Below are 7,082 nucleotides of genomic sequence, written 5' to 3'. Positions count from 1 at the left end.
GATAGAGATAGGTCCATTTCCCCCGCACCTTGATGTAAGTCTCGTCAACCCGCCAACTGCCAGACATCGGCCGCCGCCACTGCCAACGCATCAGACGCTCCATTTCAGGGGCGTATTTTTGAACCCAACGGTAAATCGTTGAGTGATCAACCCGAACACCCCGCTCCGCCATCATGGTTTCAAGGTCACGATAGCTGATCCCATAACGGCAATACCATCGCACCGCCCAAAGCACGACCTCACCCGTGAAATGACGCCCTTTGAAATCGTTCATGACAACCGCTCTCCTGCCTGACCACGCTCGAAAGTGACCTCATCAAGAAAACTTTGCAACAGAGCCCTTTTCGCGCACGGCAGCCTTGATCGCGGGCGAGCCATCGAGCGCGGTATAGTGAGTATCCCCGGCGCGCATCGCCTTGATCGCCGCTTCCTGAATATTCTCAGGTGTATCGAAATCCGGCTCGCCGACATGAAGACCCACGATGTCGCGGCCCTGGCGGCTGAGTTCTGCCGTCGCGGCCATCATGCGAGAGATCGCCGAAGGTCCGACCTTCGACAAGGCGTTCGACGGCTTGAACACCGCGGCGGCCGAAGTATGGATATCTGCCATTGTTAGTTCCTCTTCCAATTCATGGGATACTTCTGCGTACATTCGCCATCGACTGAGATGACGGAACGCTTGACTTTTGATGCGCTCTCATGGCCTCGGCGCCTATCGGAGGGCTGAGGACGCGTGTCGGTGTTCAGGGCTCGGCCGTCGGCGGCCAGACCGTTCAGAATGAGCTCGCAATACTCCATCGCGAAGGAGGAGGCGGGACGGCCATGCCCTGGCTTGAACCAGCGAACCATCCAGTTCAGCATCGAGAGGATCGCGCGGCTTATCGACCGGGAATCCGTATTTCGATAGCGGCCGGATTCGATGCCTGCGAGCACGATCCGTCGAAGAAGCTCTTCGTAGGCGTCGCGCAGTTCCTGCGCTTCTTCGAGCAGCCCACCATTCTCCATGCCGCCGTAGCCCACCAACATCGTGACGAAGCCATGGTAATGCGCTTCGAAGTAGTCGGCGTGTGCCGTCATAAAGCGGCAAAGAGCCTCCGGGGCCTCGTCGTCACCATCAACAGCGATATTTACAGCTTCAAGAAGGCCCTTGAGCGTCCGGACGATGATAGCCTCGTATATTTCCTTCTTGTTCGGGAAGTAATGGTAGATCGCGGCCTTGGTGACGCCGACCGCTTCCGCGACACTTCCTAACGAAGTCCCATCGAAGCCCTCCCGCGCGAACAGTTCGGCGGCTTCGTCCAGAATCTTGCCGCGTGCATTCTCCATCGTGGGTGGACGGCCCTGGCGGCGAACGCGCTCCTTCTGCATCAGAGCTACTTTCGGGTCGTCGCCGGGATACCGGCAACTACGCCCATCTCCAAAAGCTGATCGACCCGATCTGCGCTCAGATCCAGCTCGGCCTGAAGGACTTGGCGGGTATGCTCGCCGACCTCGGGTGGAAGTGTCGGCGGAGCAAACGGACTTTCCGACATGCGCAACGGGCTGCGCACGGAGCGGAAGGTGCCGATCCTTTCGGAAGGAACCGAAACGACAGTGTCCCGAAGGATTGCAACATCGCTAGCGAACGCCTGGCCGACAGTGCGAAGCTCGCCAGCCGGGACTCCGACGGCGCGAAGTTCGGCGAGAAGCTCATGCAGTTTACGATCGCGCAACTTGTCCTCGATGATCGGCAGTAACTCATCACGCGCCTCGGTTCGTCCTTTATTGGTGACGAACCGCTCATCCATCGCGAGATCCGGCAGACCGATGATCTTGCAGAACCGCCGGAACTGTTCGTCGTTTCCGACTGCGAGTGCAATTCGGCCATCGACGCAATCGAACAGTTGATATGGTACGATGCTCGGATGAGCGTTGCCATAGCGCAACGCTTCTCTTCCGGTATTGAGATGACCCGACGCGACGTTGGCCAACATGAACATCGCGCTGTCGGTCAGGCTGATGTCGAGCCACTGGCCCTTTCCGGTGCGTTCGCGCATAAACAGGGCAGCGAGAATTGCTTGCACGGCATTCATGCCCGATATGAGATCGATGAAGGCGACACCGAGCCGCATCGGCTCGCCATCCTTTTCGCCCGTAATCGACATGAATCCAGATTCAGCCTGGATAATGAAGTCGTAACCCGGACGCTCCTCCAGCTCGTGACCGCGGCCATAACCCGATATGGAACAATAGATGAGCCGAGGGTTGATGTCCTTCAGATCGTCATAGGTGAGCTTGAATTTCTTGAGCGAGGCCGGGCGGAAGTTCTCGATCAGGACATCGCTCTTTTTTGCGAGTTCAATGATCAGATCTCTTCCTTCCGGCTTGCCGATGTCGATCGCAACGCTCTTCTTGTTGCGATTTGCGCCCAGATAGTAGGTTGAAACACCCTCCACAGCCGGCGGCATCCACGTCCGGGTGTCGTCCCCGGTTCCAGGTTGCTCAATCTTCAGCACGTCAGCACCGAGATCACCCAACGTCATTGTTGCCCAGGGGCCGGCCAAAACGCGAGACAGGTCGAGAACCTTGATTCCGTTCAGTGCGACGCTCATCGGAAACGCGATCCTTCCTCTATCCGTTTCAACAAAATATCGGAGAAAGGCCTACGCGGATAAGGCGGGGCAGCTCTTCTCCTCACGGTGAATCGAGCCGCTTAATGCACCAGACTGCTCGGGCGGAAGCGACCTAATTACTTACCGTCCGAACAGTATATAACTGATAGCGGCATGTCAATCGCCATGCCGCTCAGAATTTAGTGTCTTGGAGGCTACACGATAGCGTTGTGGCGCACCGCACAACCGGAGCCGCGGACGGCCTAGGAGGAAGTGTGTAAGGTTTTGGAGATAAACTTTTTGAAGCGGTCCGGTGCAGCTTCAGAGAAGAGTTTTGCGGGCGGCGCGTCCGCGATGAGCGTACCCTTTTCCAGAAAAATGATGCGGTTCGAAACCTCCCGTGCGAAATTGATCTCGTGGGTGACAATGAGCATTGTTCGTCCCTCTTTAGCCAGATCTCGAATGACCTTCAGGACCTCCCCGACAAGCTCCGGGTCTAGCGCCGATGTCGGCTCATCGAACAGGATGGCTGCTGGCCGCTGAGCAAGCGCCCTTGCAATCGCTGCGCGTTGCTGCTGCCCGCCCGATAGGTGTCTGGGGTAACTGTTGGCTTTGTCGGAAAGCCCCACCTTCGCCAACAGTGACATTGCTTCGTCCACACATTCCGTTTTTGAACGCTTCTGAACATGGACCGGCGCTTCAATGACGTTTTCGAGGATCGACATGTGTGGCCATAGATTGAAGCCTTGGAACACCATCGCGACGTCTGACCGAATCCGGTCGAGCTGTTTTCGATCCGCGGGACGGGTTCCATTCTTGGTCGTTCGCATGGCGATTTCCTCGCCCCGGATGGCGATTGTTCCCGCGCTCGGGGTTTCGAGCATGTTGATGCACCGGAGCATTGTGGACTTGCCAGAGCCCGACGATCCAAGGATCGAGACCACCTCTCCTTCATGTGCTTCGAACGTGATGCCCTTTAGCACCTCAAGATCGCCAAAGTTTTTATGGAGGTCGCGAATGGAAATTACGGGAACGTTATTCGTCTCGATTGACGTCATGGCCGCGCCTCAATGTTTGTTTTGACGGGGAGATCGCGCTGATGCGGTGACAGACGGTATTCAAGTAGAGCGATCAGGCGGGTTATTATGAAGTTGAGCGTCAGATAAATTGCACCAGCGACGATAAACACTTCGAAAGCGCGAAATGTCTGGGAGATTAGCTCCGCAGCTATACCAGTTACTTCCATGATGGTGATGGTGGAAGCGAGGGAAGTTGCTTTTACCGCGAGAATGACTTCATTGCCGTAGGCTGGCAAAGCCTGCCGGAATGCGATCGGAAGGATGATGCGCCTGTACAGTAGAAAACCGGACATGCCGCAAGCCCTTGCCGCCTCAATCAATCCGGCCGAAACGGACTTTAGCCCTCCGCGGATGATCTCACTTCCATAGGCGCCGACGCTAAGCACTAGAGCAGTGATGGCGCACCAGTAAGGTTCACGGAAAAACGGCCAGACACCCCAACTCTGGAGTTCGTGACGGAACTGTCCGAGGCCGTAGTAGATGATGAACATCTGCAGGAGGAGCGGCGAGCCGCGTATGCAAAAGACGAAAAAGGCAACGCATTGGGAAGCGACGGGGACCCGCAGGTGCGCAACAATCGCCAGGGCTGTTGCCAGGACTGTCCCGACAAGTATCGCCGTTGCGGCCAATTCGAGCGTAATAGGCAAACCGGCAATGAGCCTGACGAAAGCCTGCCAGAGAAAACCGAAATCGATCACTGTTTAGCCCCCCATCCTGCACGCAGAGCGATACTCGGCGAAGCGGAAGAGAAGCGACGAGACCACGGTGATTGTCAGATAGAGCAGTCCAGCCGTGATAAAGAACTCAAACGGTCGGCGCGTTGAACCCGAAGCCATTTGAGCTTGCCGAAGCAGTTCCACAAGCCCGACGACCGAGATGAGGGCCGTCTCTTTCAGGGCCAATTGCCATGTGTTGCCGAGGCCCGGCAATGCGTAGTGCAGTACCTGTGGTGCAACGACGCGCCTGAACAGTAGCCAACGGCCCATGCCAACCGCATGAGCCGCCTCGATACTGCCCTTGGCGACAGTGTTGAAAGCGCCTCTAAGCACTTCAGCTTGATAAGCGGCAGAAATGATCCCGATCGCGAGAACCCCAGTAGCGAACGTAGGCATTCCAACAAAACCGTTCGCCCCGAAGAAGCCGGCGAAGGTCGACAAAAGTGAGTTTCCGCCGAAGTAGAGTAGATAGATGACCAGAAGATCAGGCACGCCTCGCAGTGTGGTCGTGTAAGCGTCGGCGACGCCACGAGCCAAACGGATTGGTGACATTTTTGCCCAGGCAACGAGGCTGCCAAGAATAGACCCGATGAGGAACCCCAAAACGGCGATAGCGGACGTGACGCCCGCGCCAGCGATGAGGACACGACCCCATCCTCCTTCACCAAAACCAACAAGATCAGTGTAATTCTTGCAGCCAACCCACAGCTTGTCCAATACAATGCGCATTTTCAGAAATTACGGATGTGAAGGGCACAGTGGCGGCCTGATCGAATTGGGGATAGCCCAATTGTCGAACTACGAGACACCTGCACGGCCGCGCTCCCTCAGCCACGCTCCTCCAGCGGCATCACAGTTCGCACAAAATATTTTTATTGCAAGGAATATTTTTATTAGATACAAAGTTTTTGTTCGATTGAAGTTTGGACGCGTCGAGAAAGTGTGCCAGGTCAATCAGACAGTCCGTCGGACGACCGTATGTCGGCGTCGCCAGCCGCCGGCGGTCATCACGGAATTGCATAAATATTTACATCCGTTAAAAGTTTTCAGCGCGTTGAAACTCAAAACGGTGTGAGGCCATGATCAATCAAAAGTCTGGGGGGAGGCATGCAGGAATGGGCTTGCGGGAGCGCCAACGCCTAATAAGGCGGGAGAATGTCCGGCGTCATCACTGATGGGACCAAATTGGCTTAACTGAGAACGGAGGATTTCTGGTTCATCGTAGCCTTTCAAAGGAGCGAAGATGAGACAGAAATCCGGAACCGGGAAAGCGCCGGCAGAGCAGGTCATCAAGGACATCCGCCGTGCGACCCGCAAGCAGTATTCGTCCGAGGAGAAGATCCGCATCGTGCTGGAAGGCCTTCGCGGCGAAGAGTCGATCGCGGCGCTGTGCCGGCGCGAGGGGATTGCCGAGAGCCTGTATTACACCTGGTCGAAGGAATTCCTGGAAGCCGGCAAGAAGCGGCTGGCCGGCGATACGGCCCGCGCCGCCACCAGCGATGAGGTGAAGGTGCTGCGCAAGGAGGCGCGCGATCTCAAGGAGGTTGTCGCCGAACAGGCGCTGGAACTGCGGATTCTTAAAAAAAGCATGATTGCGGATGGGGGCGACGACGAATGAGATATCCCGCATCCGAGAAGCTGGAGATCATCCGCCTGGTCGAGAACTCGCACCTGTCGGCGCGGCGCACATTGCAGAAACTCGGTATTCCGCGATCGACCTTCAACCGCTGGTATGACCGCTTCCTTGCCGGCGGCGTCGACGCTCTGGAGGATCGCAGCCCCCGGCCGAGCCGGGTCTGGAACCGCATCCCCGATGAGGTGCGCGATCAGATCATCGAGCTGGCGCTGAACGAGCCGGAACTGTCGCCACGGGAACTGGCGGTCACCTTCACCGACACGAAGGGCTACTTCGTCTCGGAATCCTCGGTCTATCGCCTGCTCAAGGCCCATGACCTGATCACCAGTCCGGCCTTCATCGTCATCAAGGCCGCCGACGAGTTCCACGACAAGACCACAGCGCCCAACCAGCTCTGGCAGACCGACTTTACCTACTTGAAGGTGATCGGCTGGGGGTGGTTCTACCTGTCGACCGTGCTCGACGACTTCTCACGCTACATCATCGCCTGGAAGCTGTGCACCACGATGAAGGCCGAAGACGTCACCGACACGCTGACCATGGCGCTCACGGCATCAGGCTGTGACAGCGCCAGAGTTGTGCAGCGGCCGCGGCTCCTGTCCGACAACGGCCCGTCTTACGTGTCGTCCGATCTCGCCGCATGGCTATCCGACAAGGGCATGGAACATACGCGCGGAGCGCCCTGCCATCCCCAGACCCAGGGCAAGATCGAGCGATGGCATCAGACGCTCAAAAACCGCATCCTGCTCGAGAACTACTTCCTGCCGGGTGATCTCGAGCAGCAGATCGCGGCGTTCGTCGATCATTACAACCATCGCCGCTACCATGAGAGCCTCGGCAACCTCACACCCGCCGACGTCTACTTCGGCCGCGGCGACATCATCATGCTGGAAAGGGAAAGGATCAAACGCGAAACCATCATACAGCGCCGCTTGCTTCATCGAGCCGCCGCCGCCTAAAATGACAAACCTGATGGGCCAGAGCCTCCGTTAGCTCACGCCGCCTGTTGTCCCAAAAACCCTGACGACGGACAGTCGATCAAATGGCTCGGTGTCGATGT

At 57.1% G+C, this 7,082-nt stretch carries 8 protein-coding genes; 1 reads left to right on the top strand and 7 read right to left on the bottom strand.

The genetic code is table 11. From position 1 onward, the window contains the following. The 7 genes from BLS57_RS18745 to BLS57_RS18715 form a co-directional block, all read right to left on the bottom strand. Nucleotides 1-274 (bottom strand): IS6 family transposase (locus BLS57_RS18745; protein ID WP_139186670.1); only part of this gene is annotated, 274 nt, incomplete at its 3' end. 42 nt (nt 275-316) lie between these two features. Continuing rightward, a complete protein-coding gene (locus BLS57_RS18740; protein ID WP_093744155.1) occupies nt 317-610 on the bottom strand; it encodes a hypothetical protein in 294 nt (97 codons plus the stop codon). Between the two features lie 2 nt (nt 611-612). Further along, entirely contained in the window at nt 613-1,368 is a 756-nt protein-coding gene (locus tag BLS57_RS18735; RefSeq protein ID WP_081988879.1) for a TetR/AcrR family transcriptional regulator, read from the bottom strand. A 5-nt stretch (nt 1,369-1,373) separates the two neighbouring features. Continuing rightward, nucleotides 1,374-2,591 carry a CaiB/BaiF CoA transferase family protein gene (locus BLS57_RS18730; protein ID WP_067938298.1) on the bottom strand — a complete coding sequence of 406 codons (1,218 nt, stop codon included), beginning with the start codon at nt 2,589-2,591 and terminating at the stop codon, nt 1,374-1,376. Between the two features lie 263 nt (nt 2,592-2,854). Continuing rightward, nucleotides 2,855-3,649 carry an ABC transporter ATP-binding protein gene (locus BLS57_RS18725; RefSeq protein WP_093744154.1) on the bottom strand — a complete coding sequence of 265 codons (795 nt, stop codon included), beginning with the start codon at nt 3,647-3,649 and terminating at the stop codon, nt 2,855-2,857. Next, complete coding sequence (locus tag BLS57_RS18720) at nt 3,646-4,368, bottom strand: ABC transporter permease (protein ID WP_033967478.1); 723 nt, start codon at nt 4,366-4,368, stop codon at nt 3,646-3,648. The genes BLS57_RS18725 and BLS57_RS18720 overlap by 4 nt, the downstream gene beginning before the upstream one ends. A 3-nt stretch (nt 4,369-4,371) precedes the next feature. Beyond that, nucleotides 4,372-5,103 (bottom strand): ABC transporter permease, encoded by a 732-nt coding sequence (locus BLS57_RS18715; RefSeq protein WP_208597610.1) that lies wholly within the window; start codon nt 5,101-5,103, stop codon nt 4,372-4,374. Nucleotides 5,104-5,629: 526 nt separating this feature from the next. On the opposite strand from BLS57_RS18715, the gene BLS57_RS18710 reads away from it, so the two are divergent. Beyond that, a protein-coding gene (locus BLS57_RS18710; protein WP_093744153.1) for an IS3 family transposase occupies nt 5,630-6,981 on the top strand; the annotation gives its coding sequence in 2 pieces (ribosomal slippage) (nt 5,630-5,966 and nt 5,966-6,981; 1,353 coding nt in all). Nucleotides 6,982-7,082: the final 101 nt, after the last annotated feature.

The organism is Sulfitobacter delicatus, assembly GCF_900102535.1.
Classification (GTDB): Bacteria; Pseudomonadota; Alphaproteobacteria; order Rhodobacterales; family Rhodobacteraceae; genus Sulfitobacter; species Sulfitobacter delicatus.
This window is presented reverse-complemented; position numbering and strand designations above follow the sequence as displayed.